The following is a 19132-nucleotide window of genomic DNA, read 5'->3' as shown; positions in this document are numbered from 1 at the left end:
CCATCAGCCTCAATAGGTGCGGATCAACCCCACCAGCTTGCCTTGCACATTGACCTGATCGTCGCGGAACACGCGCGTCTCATAGGCCGGGTTCGCCGCCTCCAACGCGATCATGCCGCTCTTGCGGCGCAGGCGTTTCAATGTCGCCTCCTGCCCCTCGACAAGGGCCACGACGATATCCCCGTTCTCGGCGGTCGATCCTTCCTCGATCACCACGATGTCGCCATCGTTGATCCCGGCCTCGATCATCGAATCGCCCCGCACCTCAAGCGCGTAATGGCTGCGCCCGGCCCGCATCATCTGCTGCGGCACGGCAACATGGCTCTCGACCTGCGAGATCGCTTCGATCGGCGTGCCGGCCGCGATCCGGCCCATTACCGGCACCTCGGTCGCCGCCGCCTCGACCGGGATCGCGCCCCGCGGCGGGTCCGTCCGGTCGCCCGCGATCACGCGGGGCTCGAAGGTGGGCCGCTCCATCGCGTCGGGCATCTTCACGATCTCGATGGCGCGCGCGCGATGGGCCAGACGGCGGATGAACCCACGCTCCTCCAGCGCCGTGATCAGCCGATGGATGCCCGATTTCGACCGCAGATCCAGCGCCTCCTTCATTTCGTCGAAGGAGGGCGGAACCCCGTCGCGCTGGACGCGGCCATGGATGAATTCCAACAGGTCGCGCTGTTTGCGGGTCAACATCGGCTCACACTCCTCAAATCGGCGCCGCTGCGGACGCGTTCGGGTAATGTTCTACCCCTGTTCCCCGTCCGTGTCAACGAATCACGACGGAAAGGGCACCATGGGCAGATAGTCCACCAGATCGCCCCTGCGCAGTGCCCCGTCATGCGGCGCGCGCACCAACAGCGCATTTGCCTGCGCCAGCACGGTCAGAAGCGAACTGTCCTGACTGTCATAAGGCGTGATCTCGGGAAAATCCGGGCCCGGCACAAGCTCGGCGCGCATGTAATGCGCCCGCGGCCCGTTTTCGGGCAGATGGCAGCCCAGCCGCGCCCGCATCCGCCGCCGCGCGCCCGTGGGCAGGGCCATCATCGCGCGCAGCATGGGGACAAGGAACAGCTCGCCACAGACCATGGACGAGACCGGATTGCCCGGAAGGCCGAGCAACACAGCCTGCCCAAGCCGGCCTGCCATCAGCGGTTTACCCGGCCGCATCGCCACCTTGTAGAAGGCGCGTTCCAGACCCATGCCAGCCGCGACGCTGCCGACCAGATCGTGATCGCCCACCGAGGCGCCGCCGATCGTCACCACCAGATCGGCATCCGCCGCCAGCCGCAGAACCTGTTCCAGACTTTCACGGGTGTCGCGGGCAATCGGCAAAAGCCGTGCGCGCGCGCCTTCGGCCTCGACCATCGCCTTCAACCCGTAGCTGTTGGAGGCGACGATCTGGTCGGGGCGCGGATGCTCGCCGGGGCTCACCAGTTCGTCACCGGTGGCGATCAGCGCCACCTCGGGGCGGCGCGAGACCTCCAGCAGGGGCACATTCATGGATGCTGCCAGCGCCACATCCGCGGGCGAAAGGCGCCTTGGCGCCTCGATCCGCGCGCCGATGCGGAAATCGGCCCCCGCGGGGCGGATGTTGTCACCCTGCTCAAGCCGATCGCCAAGCGTAATCCGGTCGCCCGCCCGCGTCACATCTTCCTGGATCACGACGCAATCGGCCCCTTCCGGCACAGGCGCGCCGGTGAAGATGCGCAACGCCTCGCCCGGCCCGATCCCCCCCGCCCAGGCCCGCCCCGCCGGCGCCTCTCCCACCACTTGCAGAACCGCGCCCGACACCCTGTCGTCCAGGCGCAGCGCATAGCCATCCATCGCCGAGGCTGCAAAGGGTGGCTGGTCGCGGCGCGCGATCACCGAGCTGGACAGCACCCTTCCCCCCGCATCGGCCAGCGGCACGGTCTCGGTGCCCACGGGGCGGACCAGCGCCAGACAGGTCGCCAGAGCCTCCTCCACCGAGATCATGTTCGCGCCCCGCTCATCGTTTCATCTTTCTTCAAATATGCCTGCGTGACGCCCGCAAGCCCGCGACACCCTCAGGCAGGGGCCATCGCGCATGGTGCGGCCCTCACGCCCCGACCTCGTAGCGCCCGGATTTTCCGCCGTCCTTCAGCACAACCCGGATGCCGCCGATCTCGATCGACTTTTCCACCGCCTTCAGCATGTCATGCACCGTCAGCGCCGCGACCGACACGGCCGTCAGCGCCTCCATCTCCACCCCGGTCTGGCCTGTCGTCTTGACCGTCGCGGTGATCCGAACCCCGGGCAGGTCGGCGTCGGGCACCAGATCGAGGGTCACCTTGGTGATCGGCAGCGGGTGACACAGCGGGATCAGATCGGCGGTCCGCTTGGCCCCCATGATCCCCGCCAGCCGCGCGATGCCCAGAACATCGCCCTTTTTCGCCGTGCCTGCCGTCACATGCGCCAGCGTCTCGGGGCGCATCTTGACCCAGCCTGTCGCCACCGCGATCCGGTCGGTCACGGGCTTGTCTGAGACATCGACCATATGGGCCTGCCCCGCGCCGTCGAAATGGGTCAGTTCCGCCATCGCCTCACCCCGCCGCCATCGCGCCCGACAGAATTGCGCGGGTTGCCGTTGTCACGTCGTCTTGCCGCATCAGGCTTTCGCCTATCAGGAAGGACCGCGCGCCCGCCTCCGCCATCCGGGCAAGGTCGTCGGGCGTGAAAAGGCCCGATTCCGAGATCACCATCCGGTCGTCCGGCACGCGCGCGGCAAGCCGCTCGGTTGTGGCAAGGTCGGTCACGAAGGTGTTGAGATCGCGGTTGTTTATGCCAATCAGCGGGCTTGTCAGCCGCAGCGCGCGGTCCAGCTCATGCCCGTCATGCACCTCGATCAGCGCATCCATCCCCCAATGCCGCGCGGCGTCTTCCAGTTCCGCCGCCAGCCCGTCCTCGACCGAGGCCATGATGATCAAGATGCAATCCGCCCCCCAGGCCCGCGCTTCGGCCACCTGGTAGGTGTCATAGAGGAAATCCTTGCGCAGGCAGGGCAGGGATGAGGCCGCGCGCGCCCGGCTCAGATACTCGGGTTTGCCCTGGAAACTCGGGGTGTCGGTCAAGACGGACAGGCAGGTCGCGCCGCCCGCCTCATAGGCTTTCGCCAACACGGGCGGGTCGAAATCGGCGCGGATCAGACCTTTGGAGGGGCTGGCCTTCTTGATCTCGGCGATCAGGCCATAGCCGGTGTCCTCGGCCGCCCGCAGCGCGGCACCAAAGGGGCGGATGCGGGGCGCGGCGCGCGCGGCCTCCTCCACCTGCGCCAGCGGGCGCGCGGCCTTGGCGGCGGCGATTTCCTCCAGCTTGTAGGCCTTGATCTTGTCCAGAATGGTTGCCATCGCCCCGCTCATGCCCCCTTGGCCGCTTGCGTGACGGCGGCCAGCCGCTCCACCGCCCGCTTGGCCGCCCCGCTGTCGATGCTCTCGGCGGCGATCTCCACGCCGCCTTTCAAGTCGGTTGCCTTTTCCGCGACGACAAGGGCGGCAGCGGCATTCAAAAGCACCGCATCGCGGTAAGCGCCCTTTGCCCCCTCCAGCAGCGCCCGCAGCGCCGCAGCATTTTCTGCCGGCGTGCCGCCGAGGATATCGCGGAACGGGTGGACCCGAAGGCCCGCCTCCTCGGGATGCACCTCGCGGCTCCGGATCTTGCCGTCCTTCAGCACCGCGACGGAGGTCGTGCCCGAGATGGAGATCTCGTCGGTGCCATCCGCGCCATGCACCAGCCATGCCGCCTCCGACCCCAGCGCCTGCAGGGTTTCGGCCATCGGAAAGATCAGGTCGATGGCAAAGGCGCCCGTCAATTGCCGCTTGACGCCTGCGGGGTTGGTCAGGGGGCCCAGAATGTTGAAGATCGTCTTGCAGCCCAGCTCCGTGCGCACCGGCATCACCTGTTTCATCGCCGGGTGATGCATGGGGGCCATCATGAAGCCGATGCCCGCTTCGGCAATGGCGCGTTCCACCACCTCGGGCCCGACCATCACGTCGATCCCCAGTTCCGACAGCGCATCGGCCGCGCCTGATTTCGAGCTGAGGTTGCGGTTGCCATGCTTGGCCACCGGCACGCCCGCACCCGCCACGACAAAGGCCGCCGCGGTCGAGATGTTGAGCGTGCCCATCCCGTCGCCACCCGTACCCACGATATCCATCGCGCCTTCGGGCGCGCTCACCTTGACGCAGCGATCGCGCATCACCTGTGCTGCGGCGGCATATTCGGCGACGGATTCGCCGCGTGCCCGCATCGCCATCAACAGCCCTGCGATCTGCGCGGGCGTAGCCGTGCCTTCGAACAATTCCTCAAAGGCCGCCTCGGCCTGCGCACGGCTCAGCGGCCCTTCGGAGGCGGCGTAGATCAGCGGTTTCATCGCGTCGGTCATGCGGGCACAGCTCCCTTGGCGGTGGCCGCCATGTCGAGGAAGTTCTTCAGCATCGCGTGCCCATGCTCGGACCGGATGCTTTCGGGGTGGAATTGCACGCCTTCGATGGGCAGCGTCCGGTGCCGCAGTCCCATGATCGTGCCGTCGGGCAGCTCTGCCGTCACCTCCAGCACATCGGGCAGGCTGGGGCGATCCACGACCAAGGAATGATAGCGCGTGGCCTTGAGCGGCGAGGGCAGGCCCCGGAACATGCCAAGGCCCTTGTGCTGGATCTCGCCCATCTTGCCATGCACGATTTCGGAATGGCGCTGGACCTTGCCACCGAAGGCCTCGCCGATGGTCTGATGCCCAAGGCACACCCCCAGGAGCGGCACGCCCGCGCCCGCCGCCGCCCGCGTCAGCGCAAGGCAGATGCCCGCCTGCGCCGGATCACAGGGGCCGGGCGACAGCACGATGGCGGATGGTTGCAGCGCCAGCGCGTCCTGCACCGTGATCTGGTCGTTGCGCACCACCTGCGCCTCGGCGCCCAACTCGCCCAGATAATGGACAAGGTTCCAGGTAAAGCTGTCGTAATTGTCGATGAGCAGCAGCATGGGGGCGGGTCCGGCTCAAAAGGTTAAAAGGGGGTGAAGGCGGCGCACACCCGGGGTATACATGTTTCAAAGCCGCGGCGGGTGGTCAAGCGCCAGCGGCCAGAGCGGCAGGTCAAAGCGACAGGGACCTGTGGCGGGGTAAGTGGCATGCGAGTGAGGGCAGGGATGGGTGGCGGAATACTGAGCGGAATGGTCCTCGGGGCCGTGGTCAGCGTGGTGGTGCTTGCGGCGGTGTCGCTGAGCACGCCTTTGCCGGACCGCTTGGGACCACCTCACGTGGTCAGCCCTTCGGCGCAGACGGGCGCGCAAGCCGGCACAGCCGTTCCAGCCGAGGACCCGGTGTCGACCCAAATCTTGCAACCCGAGCTCCCGGCGCCGGCCCCGGTCGATGCGCGCCCCGACGCCGAGGCTCCGACCCTTGAAGCACCTCCGTCCGAGGTCACGCCCGAGCCCGAGGCAGCCGCACCTCTGCCCGATCCCCAACCCGCGCCCGAAGCTCCCGAGGATGTGGCCAGCATCCCGCCTGTCGCGCCCGAACAGCCCGCAGCCGCCGACATCGCCGCCAGCCTGCCGCGTATCGACATTGCCCCGCCGCCCGTGCCGCTGGTGCCGCAATCCCAAGCCCCGTCGCAAGACAGCATGCCCGAAGGTGACGGCGTGACAGGTGCGCCCGCGCCTGCTCCCTCGATCGCCATAGCGCCGGATACTCCGTCGCCCGACGTCATCGCGCAGGCCCCAAGCCCGGTCTTTTCCACCACGGCCGACGGCAGCGCGGGGGGGGCCGCGCCGCGCCGCCTTGTCGTGCCGCAGGTTCAGGCCGCGCCTGCCGCGACCGACACCGCCCCGGCCCCCGCGCCTCAGCCCGCTGCCTTGGCGACAGATTTGCCCCCCGCCGTCTTGGACGCAGATTTTCCCGAAGTCCCGCCCGGAACGGACATCGGCCTGCCCGCCCCGTCCGAAGCCCCCGCTGCGTTTCCGCCCCAGACGCCCGCGCCGCCGCGCCTGCCGCAGGTGGCAGCACCCCTTGAGACAACCTTGTCCCCCGGACGCCTGCCGCAAGCGGGCCTGCCGGCCCAGCCCGAGCCGCCCCCTGCACCCGAGACGCTGGAAACCGTCGAGCCCGAGCCCGGCCCGCCCAATGCGCTGCGCGACAATGCCGAGACCTTCGAGGCCGAGGCGGGCGCGCCCCTGATGGCCGTTGTCCTGATCGACGAGGCCGACAGCGGCTTTGATCCGACGGCGCTGGGCGGGCTTGGCTTTCCGGTCAGCTTTGCCATCGACCCGATGCGCCCGGATGCCGCGGCGCGCGCTGCCCAATTGCGCGATGCGGGCTTCGAGGTGGTGATCCTCGGGGCGAGCGCGCTGCCCGCGGGCGCCGCTCCCTCCGATGTCGAGGTGGCGCTTGGGGTCGCCCGCGAAACCCTGCCGCAGGCGGTTGCCCTGATGGATGACCCCGCCAGCCGCATCCAGTCCGACCGCCCGGTCCTTGACGCCACTGTCGGTGCGCTGGCGGCAACAGGCCACGGGTTGATCGCCTTTCCCCGGGGGCTGAACGCCGCCGAGGAAACCGCGCGCCGCGCAAATGTGCCAGCGGCGACCGTCTTCCGCCTGCTCGACGACGAAGACCAGAGCGCGCCGGTCATCACCCGTTTCCTTGGTCGCGCCGCCTTTGCCGCCGTGCAGGAAGGGGCGGTGGTGGTCGTCGGGCGCACCCGGCCCGACACGGTCACGGCGCTGGTCTCATGGGCGCTCGGCAGCCGAACCGAGGGCGTGGCGCTGGCGCCGGTGTCGGTGGTGTTGGGGCGGTTGAGCGAGTAGGCGCGTTCTCCCGTCGGAAAACGTGTTGGAAAACTGCGGATGCGCCTTGCGAAAAACTGCAGGTCTTCGGCTTTTCAGCGGTTGCCGCGCCCCGAGAACAGGCCCGCATCCTCGGCCGCGCGGCGGATCGCGCGCGACTTGTTCACGGTTTCCTCGAACTCCGCCTCCGGGTCGCTGTCATAGACCACGCCGCCGCCCGCCTGAATGTAGAGTTTGCCGTCCTTGACCACGGCTGTCCTCAGCGCGATGCACATGTCCATGTCGCCGCCCGCGCTGAAATAGCCCACGCCGCCGCCATAGACGCCGCGTTTCTCGGGCTCCAGCTCGTCGATGATCTCCATCGCGCGCACTTTGGGCGCGCCCGAGACCGTGCCCGCAGGCAGGCCCGCCAGCAGGGCCGACAGCGCATCTTGATCCTCACGCAACTCACCCACCACGTTCGAGACGATATGCATGACGTGGGAATAGCGCTCGACAATGAATTCCTCGGTGGGTTTCACGGTGCCGATCTTGGCCACCCGGCCCACATCGTTGCGCCCGAGGTCCAGCAGCATCAGATGTTCGGCCAGTTCCTTTGGGTCCGACAGCAGATCGGCTTCGAGCGAACGATCCTCTTCGACGGTTGCGCCGCGCTTGCGGGTGCCTGCGATGGGGCGGATCGTGACCTGACCCTTGAACACCCGCACGAGGATTTCGGGACTTGCGCCCACGATCTGGAACGGCCCGAAGTTGAAGAAGAACATGAAGGGCGAGGGATTGGTGCGGCGCAGCGCGCGGTAAAGCGCAAAGGGCGGTTCGGGGAAATCCTGCGTCCAGCGCTGCGAGGGTACGACCTGAAAGATGTCGCCCGCGCGGATGTAATCCTTGGCCTTTTCCACCGCTGCCAGATAATCGGCGCGGGCGAAATTCGACACCGGCTCGGCCACGGCGCGCGCCTCGCCCATCTCGCGGGAGGCCATCGTGGGCGCACGTTCCAGATCGCGCAAGGCGTCGCTGACCCGCTCGGCCGCCTGTGCATAGGCCGCACGCGCCGTGAGGCCCGATGACACCCATGCAGGTGCCACCACCGTCACCTCGCCTTTCACCCCGTCCAGCACCGCGATGATCGAGGGGCGCATCAAGACCGCATCGGGCAGGCCCAGAGGGTCGGGGTTCACGTCGGGCAGATGTTCGACCAGCCGGATCATGTCATAGCCCAAATACCCGAACAGGCCCGCAGCTGCCGCCGGCAGATGCTCGGGCATGTCGATGGCGGTCTCAAGCAGCAGCGCGCGCAGGGCCTGCAGCGGCGGCTCGGGGCAAGGGGTGAAGCTCTCGCGGTCATAGCGCGCGGCCCGGTTCAGGCGGCTGGCCGCCCCGTGGCATTCCCAGATCAGGTCAGGCTTGCAGCCAATGATGGAATAGCGGCCGCGAACCTCGCCGCCGGTCACGGATTCGAGGATGAAACTATCCCGCCCCGCATCCGTCAGCTTCATCATCACGGAGACGGCGGTATCCAGATCGGCGGCCAGCCTTGCATAGACAAGCTGGTTCTTGCCCGCTGCCCAGCCCGCCTCGAAAGGGGCGAAATCGGAGACCTGCGCCATCAGGGGAACTGGGTGTGGACGGCGTTGATCATCGACTGGTCCAGCCGGATGCCGACATCGGCCTGCATTGCCTGACCGTAAGCCTCGAAGATGTCCATCGCCATGGATTGCGCCACCGACTGGCTGATGATCTGGGTCAGGATCTGCACCGTGGGATCGTCGCGCGCGGGCGGATTGATCGCGTCAAGCCGCGCGATCAGCGCCTGCTCGGCGCCCGGCACCAACACCACGTCGCCGATTGCCTCCAGCCGGAACACCTGCGCCACCAGCGTCGGCGGGGCGTCGGGGATGAAATCCTGCCGTCGGATCTGCTCTTCGGTCATAGTCGCGCCAAGCTCCTCCAGCGATGCGCCCGTGGCAAGCTCGGCCACCAGCGTCTGGCCGAAACCGGCCAGTGCCTCGCGCAGCGCCGTGGCGCGCCAGGCTTGCGCGACCTCGTCGGTGATCTCGTCCAGAGGCGGCAGCGCAGGCGGCACCACCTCGTCAAGACGCAGCGCGAAGAGGCCGCCATCGCTCAGCGCCAGCAGCTCGGGGAAATCCCCCTCGCGCGCCGCCGTGACCGCCTCGCGGAAGGCGTCATAGGCGGCGATGCCGTCTTCCGAGATGGGGGTGTAATCCATTGCCCCAAGCCGCATCTCGGTTTCCGCTGCGATCTCTTCCAGCGTCGCCCCCCCGGCCAGCAGATCGTCGATTGGATCGCGCAGGTCGTCGATGGCGCGTCGCGCTGCCTCGGCGGCCAGCTCGGCGCGCAACTCCTCCTGCGCTTCCTCGAAGCTGATCTCGGAGGCGTCGAGCACCGCGTTGACCCGGAACAGCGCCGGCCCCAGATCGGAGGGGAGGGGCCCGATGATCTCGGACTCAGTGTCGGAAAAGATCGCCTCGGCGGCCTCGGGCATCAGATTGCCGCGCGCGACCTCGCCCAGATCCACGTCCTCAAGCGTCAGGCCCCGATCCGCCACCAGCGTGTCGAAATCCGTCTCGCCCGCCGCGATGGCGTCAAAGGCCGCCTGCGCCATATCGGTGTCGATGAACACCAGCCGCTCCAGCAAGCGCCGTTCGGGCTGCCGGTAGAGGCTCGCGCGCTGCTCGTAAAGGGCGCGCAACGCCTCTTCGTCGATGGTCAGGTCATCCATCAGCATCGTGGGCGTGACCCAGGCATAGGTCACGCGCCGCGCCTCGGACCGTGTGAAGCGCTGCGGGTTCTCGCTATAATAGCTCTCGAGATCGGCCTCGCTCGGGGCGGCAAGGCCCTCGGGCGCCAGATCGGCCTCGGTCACGGTCAGGATGGTGAAATCGCGCGTCTCGCCCTGAAAGGCGACAAGCGTCTCGGCGATGGTCGGATCGGCCTGCAATCCGCCCAGCACCGCGACCTGCAGCAAGCTGTTGGCGGTGCGCCGCCGAATGTCTTGCTCGTATTGCGCGGGTGTCAGGCCGTTCTGGCGCAAGGTGAATTCATAGGCCTCACGGTCGAAGGATCCGTCGAGCCCCTGAAACGCCTCGATGCGCGTGATCTGCCGGGCGACCTCGGCATCGCCGACCGACAGGCCGATGGTCTGTGCTTCATTCGTCAAGGCAGCGCGCGCGACCAGCGCCTGCAAGACCGCCTGGTCGATTCCTTGGGCCTGCAGCTCGGCAAAGCTCACCGGCGCGCGCCGTTCGGCGATCTGGGCGCGCAACTCTTCGTCGAGGGCGCGCTGGTAGTCGCTGACGGTGATCTCGATCTCACCGACGCTGCCGATCCGGCTGGCGCCGCCGGTAAAGGAGCCGATGCCGAAGCCTGCCAGCGCCACGAACAAGAGGCCGAGGATGATCCAGACGAAAAGGTTCGAGGCCTTCTTCGCAACCGATGTCGCCATGTCGCGGGGATCCTTCCTGTTTTGGTACCTTGCGCGGGCATGCCCACCGCGTGTCTGCGGGGTTGATTACGCGCAAGCGCCGCGCGCGGCAAGGGCCGCGGCCCCGGGGACCGCCGTCTTACAGATCGAGCGTCGCCAGCCTGCCCACCACTTCGGCCAGCCCGTCGCGGTCGGCGTTGGCAAAGGCAATCCTCAGCGTCGCCTCGGCCTGTCCGGTGCCGCCTTCGGTCTGCCGCGGGCCGAACATCGTGCCCGGCAGCACCAGCATGGCGCAAGCCTCCACCATCTCGCGCGCGACGATGTCGGAGGGCTTGGCAAAGGGATGGCGCACATAGGCGAAATAGGCCCCGCAACCCAGCAGATCCCAGCCCTCCAGCCCGCCGAACCCCGCCACCAGAGCGTCGCGCCGCGACAAGATCTCGGCCCGCTCGCCCGCCAGCCACTGGCCAAGGTGGCGCATCCCCCACAGCGCCCCGATCTGGCCCACCTGCGGCGGGCAGATCGCCACCGTATCGAGGAATTTCTCGACCTCGGCCAGTCGCGCCTCGGACGCCATGATTGCGCCGACCCGGTGGCCGGTCAGGCGGTAGGCCTTGGAGAAGGAATAGAGGTGGATCAACGTGTCGTCCCAGTCGGGATCCTTGAACAGGTCATGCGGCGCGCCGGGCTGCGAATGGAAATCGCGGTAGGTCTCATCGAGGATCAGCGCGATGCCATGGGTCCGCGCCAGATCGAAAAAGGCGCCGAGCAGCGCGGGCGGGTATTCGACGCCCGTCGGATTGTTGGGGCTGATCAGCACGATGGCGCGCGTGCGCGGGGTGATCAGCGCCGCCGCGCGCTCGGGATCGGGCAGCAGATCGTCGCCGGTGGGCAGGGCGAGTGTCTCAACCCCTTCCATGTCGAGCCACATCTTGTGGTTGAAATAATAGGGCAGGGGCAAGATCACCGCATCGCCCGCGCCTGCCAGCGTCGACATCACGGCGGTAAAGGCCTGGTTGCACCCGGCCGTGACAGCCACCTGCGCGGGACGGACCATGCCGCCATAGCCGTCCGACCATTGCGCCGCCAGTTCGGCGCGCAACTCGGGCAGGCCCAGCACCGGTCCATAGAGATGCGAGGCCGGGTTCTCGATCAGCGCATCTGCCATGGCGCGCGCCAGCGCCGCGGGCGGCGGGTCCACCGGGGCGGCCTGGCTCAGCATGATCAGGGGTTTTTCGGGGGCAAAGACCTTGCCCTCGATCCAGCGCCGGGCCTCCATCACCGGGGGCGGAAAGGTACGCCTGTAGGTCGGATTGATCGGCTGCATGCGCGCTGCCCCTGTCATCACGAGCGCACCGCGCCTCGCTTCTCTGTTTTGAAAATATCCCCGCCGGAGGCTCCCTCAGCCAGCCGCGGGCGCGGCCGCTCTCATGTGCGCCCGGTCGGTATCAAAACGGAATCTCGTCGTCGACATCCCCGCCGCCACCGCCACCGTAGCCACCCCCGCCGCCCGGCCCGCCACGATCGTCGGGATAGCCGCCGCCACGGTCATCGCCGTAGCCGCCGCCGGACGCGGCACCGCCCCCATAGCCGCCGCCACCGCCGCCACTGCCACCGCCGCCGTCACGCCCGTCGAGCAGGGTCAATTCACCCCGGTAGGGGCGCAGCACCACCTCGGTCGAATAGCGGTCCTGCCCGGACTGGTCTTGCCATTTGCGGGTTTCCAACTGGCCCTCGATATAGACCTTGGACCCCTTGCGCAGGTACTGCTCGGCGATCTTTGCCAGCGGTTCGGAAAAGATCGCCACCGAATGCCATTCTGTCCGCTCCTTGCGCTCGCCCGTGGCGCGGTCCTTCCAGGTCTCCGACGTGGCGATGCGCAGGTTGCAGACCTTGCCGCCGTTTTGAAAGCTGCGCACCTCGGGATCGCGGCCCAGATTGCCGACCAGAATTACCTTGTTGACCGATCCGGCCATGTCGCTGTCTCCCCCGTTTCGGCGTTTAGCCCATGTCTGGCCCGCCGAGTCATCGCCGCGCCGCGTGGCGGTTAGATCATCCCAGCATGGTCAAGAAAAGGTTAATCGCAGCACCGGGCGCAAGGGGGCAGGGTGCGAAACTCTGGAATTCCCGCCCGAAATCGCGTATCGGACGCCGGAGGTTGTTTGAAAGTCCTTGTCCGATGGCCCTTGTCCCGCGTTCTTTCCTTGCCTTGGCCGTTACCGCCTGTCTGGCGCTTCCCGCCCTGGCCGACCCGATGGAGCGGATCAACCGGGCGCTGGGCGTGCTCGACAGCCGGGCCGCGACGCAATACGCGGCCTCCGTGCGGCTCCGCCCCGATTTCGACCCCGAGACGGGCAGCGTGGCGATCCCCCGTTTCGAGGGCCGCTATGAGGGTCCCTGGCTCGAGGTCGCGCGCGCCGCCGCGCGCCGCCATGGCATCCCCGAGGATCTGTTCCTGCGCCTCGTGCAGCAGGAATCGGGCTGGAATCCGCAAGCCGTCAGCCATGCAGGCGCCATCGGTCTGGCGCAGCTGATGCCTGGCACGGCCGCGTTGCTGGGCGTCGATCCGCATGATCCGACCGCCAATCTCGAAGGGGGCGCGCGCTATCTTGCCATGCAATACCGCAGCTTTCGCCGCTGGGATCATGCGCTGGCCGCCTATAACGCGGGACCCGAGGCAGTGCGTCAGCACGATGGCGTCCCGCCCTATGCGGAAACCCGCGACTATGTGCGCATCATCCTTGGCTCAGGCTGAGATCTAGCCGCCGCCCGCCCCCAAAATCTCCGCGACACCCGCATCCGACGGCAGGCCCAGCGACCGGCGCAGTGCGCGCCGCCCCCGCGACAGGCGCGAGGTGACCGTGCCCATCGGCAGGCCTGTTGCTGTAGCGATCTCGGCATAGCTGAGACCGTCCAGAACCCGCAGCCGCAAAAGCGCGCGCTGATCCTCGGGCAGGGCGTCGAGCGCCGCCATCGCCTCGGTCGCGGCCAGCTGCCCCTCGGGGTTGGCACGGTCGTCGGGCAGCGCCTCGGCCGCCTCATGCGCATCGTGCGTGTCTGCGGGGGCGGACAGAGGGCCGGCGCCTCGCGTCCGGGCGCAGTTGCGCAAGGTGGCGAAGGCATAGGCCCGCAGGTCGGTGACGGGGGCCTGATCCGTCGCACCGGCCCGCGCCATCGCCAGCCGCGCCCAGACCCTCAGCAAAGTGTCCTGCACCAGATCGTCGGCATCCTCGACCGACCGGCTGAGCCGTCGCGCGCTGCGCCGGAGGTCCGGCAAAAGGGCGAGGAAGGCGCGCGCCGATGTGTGTTGAAGCGGGCCGGTGTGGGGGTCGGACATCGGGCCGGACCTCGTGCGCGGTTGCATGATGTCCCTACCACCACCCATTGCGCAGCCCGCCGCAAGCGTCGTGACGGATGCGGTCAGACGCTGCGCCACGGTTTGCCGGTGTGCGGCGGCAATCCGCGCGCGGGTGGGTCGGGGCGCCGCCATAGGCGGGACGTCGCCCGCGCGCTGGGCGCAATCCGGCAAGCCGTCGCCGGAGACGCCGGATGTCGGGCGCGACTGGGGAAGAAACCCGCCCCCCGCAAGTCTTCCCTGTGGAGGGCGGATGATCCGCCTTCGACCCGAAACCAACTCAGGGAGACCCTGACCATGCTGATTCGCTTCCCCAACCGCCCCACACGCTCCGGTCGCACAACGGCGCTTGCCGCCTTGATCCTCGGGCTGGTCGGCACAGGTCATGCCATGGGGCAGGCCGAGGCGCTCGATACCGACGGCGACGGCTTCGTCAGCTATACCGAAGCGCTGGTGGCGATGCCCGAGATGACGGAGGCGGAGTTTCTGGCGCTCGATACCAATGGCGACGGGGTGCTTGACGCCGATGAGATCGCCGCTGCGCAAGACGCTGGCCTGATCCCGGCCGACTGATCCCGGCTTAGCTGGCAAGGGGGGCGCAGGGCAGTGCAACCGCCCTGCGTCCCCAATGCGCGGCACGATCCTTTCAAGAAGGATAGTCCACCGCGAAAATTCGTACGAATTTTCGGCTCAGACGCCGCGCGCGATGGCCGCAACGCCGGTGCGCGCCAGCCGCACCTCGCCCAAGGGGCGCATCAACTCGCAAAAGGCATCGACCTTTTCGGGCGTGCCGGTGATCTCGAAGACAAAGCTCTGCAAGGTCGAATCGACCACATTGGCGCGGAAGATCTCGGCGATGCGCAGCGCCTCCACCCGATGTTCGCCCTTGGCGATGACCTTGATCAGCGCCAGTTCGCGGCTGACGAAGGCACCTTCGACGGTGAGGTCATGGACCTCATGCACGGGCACCATCCGCTCCAACTGCATCTTGATCTGGTTGATCACCTGCGGCGTTCCACTGGTGACGATGGTGATGCGCGAGCGGTGGCCCGCGCGGTCGACCTCGGCCACGGTCAGGCTTTCGATGTTGTAGCCCCGCCCCGAGAACAGCCCGATGACCCGCGCCAGAACGCCTGCTTCGTTTTGCACCAGCACGGCCAGCGTGTGGGTTTCCACCACGTCGGACATGTGGCTGCGGAGGTCATAGGCGGAATGGCTCGACGAGCCTTTCTCGATGTTGAGCGGTGACATGGGCGGCCCCTGGCATGAAAACGGCCCGCCCGGTGTAGCCGGGCGGGCCGCGATGCGAAAGGGCCGAAATGGGCTTATCCGGCGGGGGGCGCGGCCCGGAGCGCGCTGTGTTCGCTGCGCAGTCCAAGGTAGATGCAGACGCACAGCGCCAGCAGGACCAGCGTGAACGGCAACCCGGTCGAGATCACCATCGCCTGCAAGGACGACAGCCCGCCGCCGATCAGGAGCGCGATGGCCACCAGCCCTTCGAAGCTGCACCAGAAGATGCGCTGCGGCACCGGCGCGTCGATCTTGCCGCCCGCCGTGATCGTGTCGATCACGAGGCTGCCACTATCCGATGAGGTGACGAAGAACACGATCACCAGCACGATGGCTAGCGTCGATGTGATGGCCGCAAAGGGCAGGCTTTCAAGCATGGCAAAGAGCGAGAGTTCCGGGCTATAGCTGTCGATCACATTGGCGACCACAGCAGAGGTCTGGGGATTGGCCACCATGTCGGTGATCGCGGCCCCGCCAAAAACCGCCATCCAAAGCACGCAGACAAGCGAGGGTATGATGAGCACGCAGGTCAGGAATTCGCGCACCGTGCGCCCGCGGCTGACGCGCGCGATGAACATGCCCACGAAGGGCGACCAGCTGATCCACCACGCCCAGTAGAAGGCCGTCCAGCCTTCGCGGTAGCCGTCATCGTCGCGGCCGAAGGGGTTGGACAGCGGGATGACCTCCTGCGCATAGGCGACCAGCCCCTTGCCGAATTCCGTCAGGATCGTCGCGGCCCCGGCGGCGACAAGCACGAACAGGAGCAGCAAGACCGCCAGCACCATGTTGATTTCCGACAGCACCTTGACCCCGCCATCGAGGCCCCGCAGCACCGAGATCAGCGCGATGGCGGTGATGCCGATGATCAAGATGACCTGAACCGTCGTGCTGTTGGGGATGCCGTAGACATGTTCCAGCCCGGCATTCGCCTGCTGCGCGCCCAGCCCGAGCGAGGTCGCGAGACCAAAGAGCGTGGCAAAGACGGCCAGAATGTCGATGAGATGCCCCCACCAGCCCCAGACCCGTTCGCCCAGGATCGGATAAAAGGCCGAGCGGATCGAAAGCGGCAGGCCCTTGTTGTAAGTAAACAGCGCCAGCGCCAGCGCGACAACCGCATAGATCGCCCATGGATGCAGGGCCCAGTGGTAGGATGTGGCGGCCAGCGCCATACGCCGCGCCGCGTCGACATTGCCTGCGATCAGGGCCCCGTTTTCGTCAAAGGGCCGCACAGCGCCCAAAGGCGCATCGCCCCACGGCGTGCCGAAGTAATAGGCCGGTTCCAGCACGCCAAAGAACATCAGCCCGATGCCCATTCCAGCGGCAAACAGCATCGCGAACCAGCCGGGATAGGAATAGTCGGGCACGGCATCCGCGCCGCCAAGCCGGACGCGGCCCACCGGAAGCACGATCAGAGCCAGACAGAACAGTACGAAGACATTGGCCGAGAGCATGAAGAACCAGTCGAAGCTCGACGTCAGCGCAGGACGGAGCCAGCCGAAGAAATCGGCCGCCTGGTCGGGGGCGAGCAGCGCATAGACCACAAAGGCCACCACCGACAGGCCCGAAATCGCAAAGACCGGGTTGTGGATGTCGAAACCGAAGGGGCCCAGATTGCCCTCTATATTGTCTTGTCCGATGTCGTATTCGGTGTCGATCAGCTCCACCTCGCCCTCTGGCGCGGGGATGCCCTGATCCATCGTTGTATCCGTCATGCTGTCCCTTTCCCTGAAGAAACGGCCAGGCCCGGCGCCGCCCGATGCGGAGCAGACCGACCGGGGAATGGTCGTTCGCGACATGTTTATTGACGCAAACAGACTATCACAGCGACACCTGGCCGCAACCCCAAGGGGGCGGACATGAAAACGGGCCCGCAATGGGGCCCGTTTGCGTCGTGACGAAAGGGGGAAAGACCGCGCCTAGACCAGCACTCCACCGCCCGCGCCGATCACGTCCCGCGTGTCGACCTCGCCCATGATCATCTCGTTATGCGCCTTGCCCGACGGGATCATCGGGAAGCAGTTCTCGTGCTTTTCCACCAGACAGTCGAAGATCACCGGCCCGTTGTAGTTGAGCATCTCCATGATCGCGTCATCCAGATCGGCCGGGTCCTTGCACAAGATGCCCTTGGCGCCAAAAGCCTCGGCCAGCTTGACGAAATCGGGCAGGGCCTCGGACCAGCTGTGGGAATAGCGCTCGCCGTGCAGCAGTTCTTGCCACTGGCGGACCATGCCCAGACGCTCGTTGTTGAGGATGAACTGCTTGACCGGCAGGCGATACTGGATCGCGGTGCCCATCTCTTGCATGTTCATCAGCCACGACGCCTCACCGGCCACGTTGATGACCAGCGCATCGGGATGGGCGACCTGCACCCCGATGGAGGCCGGCGTGCCGTAGCCCATGGTGCCGAGGCCCCCGGAGGTCATCCAGCGGTTGGGGTCCTCGAAGCCGAGGTATTGCGCCGCCCACATCTGGTGCTGGCCCACTTCGGTGCAGATGTAGCGGTCGTATTTCTTGGTCAACGCCTCGAGCCGCTGCAGCGCGTATTGCGGTTTGATCGTCGTCTCGGAGCCCTTGTATTTCAGGCAATCGACCGCGCGCCATTCGGTGATCTGCCCCCACCACCGCTTGAGCGCCGCGCTGTTGGTTTTCGATCCGCGCGCCTTCCAGATGCGCAGCATCTCCTCCAGCACCAGCGTCACGTCGCCGATGACCGGGAAATCGGCATGGATGACCTTGTTGATCGAGGAGGGGTCGATATCGACATGGCCCTTGAGGCTGTTCGGGCTGAAATCGGCGATGCGCCCCGTAATCCGGTCATCAAAGCGCGCGCCGATGTTGATCATCAAGTCGCAGCCATGCATTGCCAGATTGGCCTCGTACAGCCCGTGCATCCCCAGCATTCCCAGCCAGTTCTTGCCCGAGGCAGGGTAGCTGCCCAGCCCCATCAGGGTCGAGGTGATCGGGAAATCGGTGGCCGCCACAAGCTCGCGCAGCAGCTTTGACGCGCGCGGGCCCGAGTTGATGACGCCGCCGCCGGTGTAGAACACCGGGCGTTCGGCCTGTTCCATCGCCTCGACCATCGCCTCGATCATGGCGGGGTCGCCGACCGTCTTGGGCTGGTAATGGCTGACGCGTGCCTGCGGCTTTTCCACATAGGTGCCGGTGGCGAATTGCACGTCCTTGGGAATGTCGACCAGAACCGGGCCGGGGCGGCCCTTGGTGGCGATGTGAAACGCTTGATGGATCGTGTCCGACAGATGTTCGGTATCCTTCACCAGCCAGTTCATCTTGGTGCAAGGCCGGGTGATGCCGACGGTGTCGGCCTCCTGGAAGGCGTCCGAGCCGATCATGAAGGTCGGCACCTGCCCGGTCAGGACAACGATCGGGATAGAATCCATTAGGGCATCGACCAGTCCGGTAACAGCATTGGTGGCACCCGGCCCTGAAGTGACCAGAACAACGCCCGGCTTGCCTGTGGACCGCGCATAGCCCTCGGCGGCATGGACCGCGCCCTGTTCGTGGCGGACAAGGATGTGGCGGATCGCGTTTTGCTGGAAAATCTCGTCATAGATCGGAAGCACGGCCCCGCCCGGATAGCCGAATACGACCTCGACACCCTGATCCTTCAGCGCCTCGACCACCATCTTCGCGCCGGTCATCTGCCGTGTCATCGCGTCTTTCCCTTTCGTAATCGACATCATCGTCATCCTCGGCGCTGCTTGAAGTGTGGCGCAACGCAGGGGCCACTGGCATAAAAAAACCCTCGGTGGTGATCCGAGGGCGCATGGTGGAACGGTATGGCTGCCGTCATCGACCCATGCGCTGCATCCCTACAAGTACGATAATACCGATCATGGACCCGGGTCCCTTTGCCAAAGTGAGCGGAGATTAAGCAGGGGGGCGGCGGGCGTCAACCGCGAAAACCGTCGATCCTGTCGCAGACGGGAGGGTTCGCGCAACGACCGGAAATCTTTTGGCCTGTATCAACAAGAATCGTGCGGCGCGAATTTCCGTGCCCCGACGTTCCTGCAGTGCAGCGAGAGCCGCACGTTTGGATACAGTTAGCGCTGACGTCGCTCAACCAGAGCGGGAATTTTGCTCTGAAAGGCGCATTTTGGTAAGATGATTTTACAAAAATCATGCCTTCACACGCTGAAATCTGTTTTCGCATGGGTTTTGCTCGGCTAACGTGCGCGAACTCAGTGGGGCAAACCCACATCCGCGACCCGAGGGGGGGCGCGGGAAATCCATCATCC

General features: G+C 66.7%; 17 protein-coding genes. 3 read left to right on the top strand and 14 right to left on the bottom strand.

Features of this window, described 5'->3' with window-relative positions:
- Positions 1–9: 9 nt before the first annotated feature.
- The 6 genes from lexA to C7455_RS04220 form a co-directional block, all read right to left on the bottom strand.
- Positions 10–693: a transcriptional repressor LexA gene (lexA, locus tag C7455_RS04245; RefSeq protein WP_109665785.1), complete on the bottom strand. Its 684-nt coding sequence runs from the start codon at positions 691–693 to the stop codon at positions 10–12.
- Positions 694–774: 81 nt separating this feature from the next.
- On the bottom strand, positions 775–1974 hold the full coding sequence (locus C7455_RS04240; RefSeq protein ID WP_109665782.1) for a molybdopterin molybdotransferase MoeA: 1200 nt from the start codon (positions 1972–1974) through the stop codon (positions 775–777).
- Positions 1975–2077: 103 nt separating this feature from the next.
- Positions 2078–2557 (bottom strand): cyclic pyranopterin monophosphate synthase MoaC, encoded by a 480-nt coding sequence (gene moaC, locus C7455_RS04235; protein WP_109665780.1) that lies wholly within the window; start codon positions 2555–2557, stop codon positions 2078–2080.
- Positions 2558–2561: 4 nt separating this feature from the next.
- Positions 2562–3365 carry an indole-3-glycerol phosphate synthase TrpC gene (gene trpC, locus C7455_RS04230; protein WP_109665777.1) on the bottom strand — a complete coding sequence of 268 codons (804 nt, stop codon included), beginning with the start codon at positions 3363–3365 and terminating at the stop codon, positions 2562–2564.
- A gap of 8 nt (positions 3366–3373) precedes the next feature.
- The gene (trpD, locus tag C7455_RS04225) at positions 3374–4399 is read right to left on the bottom strand and encodes an anthranilate phosphoribosyltransferase (RefSeq protein WP_109665775.1); all 1026 of its coding nucleotides are present in this window, start codon (positions 4397–4399) and stop codon (positions 3374–3376) included.
- The gene (locus C7455_RS04220; protein ID WP_109665772.1) at positions 4396–4992 is read right to left on the bottom strand and encodes an anthranilate synthase component II; all 597 of its coding nucleotides are present in this window, start codon (positions 4990–4992) and stop codon (positions 4396–4398) included. The genes trpD and C7455_RS04220 overlap by 4 nt, the downstream gene beginning before the upstream one ends.
- A 165-nt stretch (positions 4993–5157) precedes the next feature.
- Here C7455_RS04220 and C7455_RS04215 point away from each other — a divergent pair, with 165 nt between their 5' ends.
- Positions 5158–6810, top strand: a complete 1653-nt coding sequence (locus C7455_RS04215) for a divergent polysaccharide deacetylase family protein (protein ID WP_170118988.1) — start codon at positions 5158–5160, stop codon at positions 6808–6810.
- A 74-nt stretch (positions 6811–6884) separates the two neighbouring features.
- Here C7455_RS04215 and trpE read toward each other — a convergent pair whose 3' ends face one another.
- From trpE to ssb, 4 genes are all read right to left on the bottom strand, one after another.
- Positions 6885–8396 (bottom strand): anthranilate synthase component I, encoded by a 1512-nt coding sequence (gene trpE, locus C7455_RS04210; RefSeq protein ID WP_109665765.1) that lies wholly within the window; start codon positions 8394–8396, stop codon positions 6885–6887.
- Positions 8396–10252: a peptidylprolyl isomerase gene (locus tag C7455_RS04205; protein WP_109665762.1), complete on the bottom strand. Its 1857-nt coding sequence runs from the start codon at positions 10250–10252 to the stop codon at positions 8396–8398. The genes trpE and C7455_RS04205 overlap by 1 nt, the downstream gene beginning before the upstream one ends.
- 118 nt (positions 10253–10370) lie before the next feature.
- Entirely contained in the window at positions 10371–11576 is a 1206-nt protein-coding gene (locus C7455_RS04200; protein WP_245904206.1) for an aminotransferase, read from the bottom strand.
- Positions 11577–11679: 103 nt separating this feature from the next.
- Positions 11680–12207 (bottom strand): single-stranded DNA-binding protein, encoded by a 528-nt coding sequence (ssb, locus tag C7455_RS04195; protein WP_109665757.1) that lies wholly within the window; start codon positions 12205–12207, stop codon positions 11680–11682.
- 203 nt (positions 12208–12410) lie between these two features.
- On the opposite strand from ssb, the gene C7455_RS04190 reads away from it, so the two are divergent.
- On the top strand, positions 12411–12986 hold the full coding sequence (locus C7455_RS04190; protein ID WP_109665754.1) for a lytic transglycosylase domain-containing protein: 576 nt from the start codon (positions 12411–12413) through the stop codon (positions 12984–12986).
- Positions 12987–12989: 3 nt separating this feature from the next.
- Here the strand turns inward: C7455_RS04190 and C7455_RS20055 are convergent, their stop codons facing one another.
- Positions 12990–13568: a sigma-70 family RNA polymerase sigma factor gene (locus tag C7455_RS20055; RefSeq protein ID WP_170118987.1), complete on the bottom strand. Its 579-nt coding sequence runs from the start codon at positions 13566–13568 to the stop codon at positions 12990–12992.
- Between the two features lie 315 nt (positions 13569–13883).
- Between C7455_RS20055 and C7455_RS04180 the strand changes: the two genes are divergently transcribed.
- A complete protein-coding gene (locus C7455_RS04180) occupies positions 13884–14159 on the top strand; it encodes an EF-hand domain-containing protein (protein ID WP_245904205.1) in 276 nt (91 codons plus the stop codon).
- Between the two features lie 117 nt (positions 14160–14276).
- Here the strand turns inward: C7455_RS04180 and ilvN are convergent, their stop codons facing one another.
- The 3 genes from ilvN to C7455_RS04165 form a co-directional block, all read right to left on the bottom strand.
- Complete coding sequence (ilvN, locus tag C7455_RS04175) at positions 14277–14837, bottom strand: acetolactate synthase small subunit (RefSeq protein WP_109665747.1); 561 nt, start codon at positions 14835–14837, stop codon at positions 14277–14279.
- 74 nt (positions 14838–14911) lie between these two features.
- The gene (locus tag C7455_RS04170; protein ID WP_109665744.1) at positions 14912–16588 is read right to left on the bottom strand and encodes a BCCT family transporter; all 1677 of its coding nucleotides are present in this window, start codon (positions 16586–16588) and stop codon (positions 14912–14914) included.
- 204 nt (positions 16589–16792) lie between these two features.
- Positions 16793–18547, bottom strand: coding sequence for an acetolactate synthase 3 large subunit (locus C7455_RS04165; protein WP_109665742.1), 1755 nt, complete (start codon positions 18545–18547; stop codon positions 16793–16795).
- Positions 18548–19132 lie beyond the last annotated feature (585 nt).

Origin of the sequence: Roseicyclus mahoneyensis (assembly GCF_003148775.1) — a bacterium.
Lineage (GTDB): Bacteria > Pseudomonadota > Alphaproteobacteria > Rhodobacterales > Rhodobacteraceae > Roseicyclus > Roseicyclus mahoneyensis.
This window is presented reverse-complemented; position numbering and strand designations above follow the sequence as displayed.